Here is a 2,744-nt window from a genome sequence, read left to right as displayed (position 1 = left end):
AACTTTCATCTAGCTCAAGGTTACTACTCTGGATGTCATTTAAGTTATTAGACGCCTCTGGCTGGCAAGCTACTAATAAAAGACTGGCTAATACGAGTACATATTTACGCATATTTTAACCTTAGAATCTAATATTTATTCGGCGGAATGCTGTTGCGATAACTCTGTATCAGTACGGATCGATTTGATATCAGGTATCTCATGACTGAACTTGCGACTAGGCCCAACTTCGCCTTTGGCAATCGTCGATGCTTGATTCAACGACGTGGATAGATCAGTGTAAAATTAATTACTCATTTTTATACGTCTCTTTTATTTGTTGGGTTAGCTTTGCAAGCTGGGTTTTTAGTCATCAATTATATTGTTTTGACACTGATAAAAAAACCTATTTAAAGGATTTTCCTTGCAAGCTTAACAAAGCAGTACTTCGTTTTTACGGCTTTCAGGTTACGTTCACACTACCGACCTTTTAATTTGTAGAATCGAACCACGACAAATATCTGCAAGAACACGATGCCGCCGCTAGCCCCGACTGTATCGGTATCCTGCTAGTTTAGGCGAGTTGCGGTGGCTAGAGTTTGAGGTGGTGTCGAGGTAACAGTAACATCTCAATTCGTGTCGCCGCCGCGCCCAGACTGGCAGATACAAGTGGAAGGCGGGAAATAGCTCACTTACTTATAAAAAACGTTATATATTACTCAGTTCTTTTAACGCAGATAGCGCCTGCTCCGCCTTATCATTCGACACAAATATATGGTCATGATAATAGGCAGCGATCACATTGGCACTGATATCTTTTGAGGTCAGTTTGGTTGACACGGCTGCGGTTAGACCGACCGCTTCTAGGCTTGAATGCACCGTCAAAGTGATTTGCCGAAACACGCCTTCGTAATTCAAACCTGCCTCATCAGCTTTGTCTTTTGTCAAAACCAGAGTCAGCCCTTCTGTCTCCATAAGCTTAGCGCCAATGCGGGCTGCATCGAACCCAACAGCTCATTGATATCTGTAATTCCTGACATGGCCTAACTCCTGAATGTACTTAACCCTAGCATTCAATGCTGATGATAGGTATATTGCCACTTGATTGTCATAACAAGGATAAGCCATGTACACCCTATACGGTAATAAAATATCCGGAAATAGCTATAAAACGCGCCTAACTTGCGCGTTATTAAACATTGATTACCAATGGATTGAGGTCGATATATTGACGCAAGAAAGCCGACAAGAGGCATTCCTGCAAATCAATCCACTAGGTCAAGTACCAGTTTTATTAATCGAACCTGACGACTCATCTATTGATTGCAAACCTACCAAAATACTAGAGTCGAATGCGATCATCAGATATTTGGCGGACGGCTCATCACTTATTCCAAACGCTGCCATAAAATACGCAGAAATGTGGCAATGGTTACTCTATGAACAAACCGAAGTTCGACCTAACATAGCCTCTTTGCGTTTTATTAAAAAGTTCCAGAACATGATACCCAGTAGACTGGCCGAATATCAGCAGAAGCTTGATAAGTCAAAAGACATTCTTAGTTATTTGAACGAACATTTTCAAAATAAAACCTATGTACTAGGAGATGATGTGAGTCTTGCGGATATCAGCTTATATGCCTATACGCATAATGCGGAGGAAGGTGGGCTGGAGTTATTGCCTTATAAAAATTTACTCAATTGGCTTAAACGTATCGAATCACTACCCAACTTTGTGAAACTATAAAAAAAGGTGAGCTTCGGCTCACCTTTTTTGTGTTTGCAATAGTTTAAACTTTCTTAGTACAGTCAAGCGCGTGCACCTAGTATACGCTACATAACCACAAAGTCATCTACCGTCAGCGCTTGATTCACTGTCGCAAATTGAACCTCTGAGAAATCAGTGCCAGATCCATCTGCATCAAAGTATAAATCATCGCCTTTTTGGATAATTCGAGTATTGCTATCAACCTCTTCATCATCTGTGACCAACCAATTGTTTTCTAGCTTATCGAGACTGACATCGCCAAAGACCACTTCGCTTAACGCAACTTTGTCACCTTCATCTGAGCTAAAATCTACGATAGTATCTATATTATCGGCGCTCAGCTCACTATCAAATGAGAAAGTATCTGCATCATCACCACCGGTTAGTACATCCCGACCTAAGCCACCATTAATAACCTCACTACCCAAGCCGCCTTTTAGATCATCATCTCTATCTGTGCCCATCACTACATTGTCATACAACTCATTGTCCTGACCTCTGTCATCAATATCGGCACGTCCAACTTCGTTACCCGTTGTAACCACCGTATTACCGCTCACGGTATTTCCACTCGTTTCATTGTTGAAGATAATACTCGCCAAAACTCGGCCATCATCACTTAATGCCGTATCAACACCATCAATAAAATTATCAAAAAACTGACTGTCGCTCACGCCATTGATACGAACATCAAAACCATTGCCAATAATCTGATTACCCTCTACCAATACATTATTGATTTCATGATCGACCCCAGAAGCGCGTTCTGATATGACGAGTCCATACTCTTCATTGTTCAAAGACTGTGAGCTGATAATGTTGACATTGGTAACTAGATCACCGTTGTTTGGCTCTATATTGATACCTGCTGCTGGGGTGGAGCCGTTGGTATTCTTGAATACAGAATTGATAATATCGATACCATCGCCATCGACGATAGTGATGCCTTGACGAGTGTTGTTGTCAGAAACGATATTATAAAGAGTAATATCTTCAC

At 41.3% G+C, this 2,744-nt stretch carries 3 protein-coding genes and 1 pseudogene; 1 reads left to right on the top strand and 3 read right to left on the bottom strand.

Annotation, left to right across the window (positions count from 1 at the left end; all coding sequences use genetic code 11):
• Positions 1-135: 135 nt before the first annotated feature.
• Complete coding sequence (locus tag ACT3SX_RS14670) at positions 136-261, bottom strand: hypothetical protein (protein ID WP_442061985.1); 126 nt, start codon at positions 259-261, stop codon at positions 136-138.
• 426 nt (positions 262-687) lie between these two features.
• A complete protein-coding gene (locus ACT3SX_RS14665) occupies positions 688-954 on the bottom strand; it encodes an ACT domain-containing protein (protein WP_442061987.1) in 267 nt (88 codons plus the stop codon).
• A 151-nt stretch (positions 955-1,105) separates the two neighbouring features.
• Here ACT3SX_RS14665 and ACT3SX_RS14660 point away from each other — a divergent pair, with 151 nt between their 5' ends.
• Complete coding sequence (locus tag ACT3SX_RS14660; protein ID WP_442061990.1) at positions 1,106-1,726, top strand: glutathione S-transferase family protein; 621 nt, start codon at positions 1,106-1,108, stop codon at positions 1,724-1,726.
• A gap of 86 nt (positions 1,727-1,812) precedes the next feature.
• Here the strand turns inward: ACT3SX_RS14660 and ACT3SX_RS14655 are convergent.
• A pseudogene (locus ACT3SX_RS14655) lies at positions 1,813-2,744 on the bottom strand (hypothetical protein); the annotation flags it as partial.

The sequence above is a fragment of the Psychrobacter sp. AOP31-B2-9 genome (assembly GCF_052378005.1).
Lineage (GTDB): Bacteria > Pseudomonadota > Gammaproteobacteria > Pseudomonadales > Moraxellaceae > Psychrobacter.
This window is presented reverse-complemented; position numbering and strand designations above follow the sequence as displayed.

Excerpts from the sequence above, each read along its gene's own strand:
- ACT3SX_RS14660 (WP_442061990.1), top strand. The coding sequence starts at position 1,106 with ATGTACACCCTATACGGTAATAAAATATCCGGAAATAGCTATAAAACG.
- ACT3SX_RS14665 (WP_442061987.1), bottom strand. The coding sequence starts at position 954 with ATGGAGACAGAAGGGCTGACTCTGGTTTTGACAAAAGACAAAGCTGAT.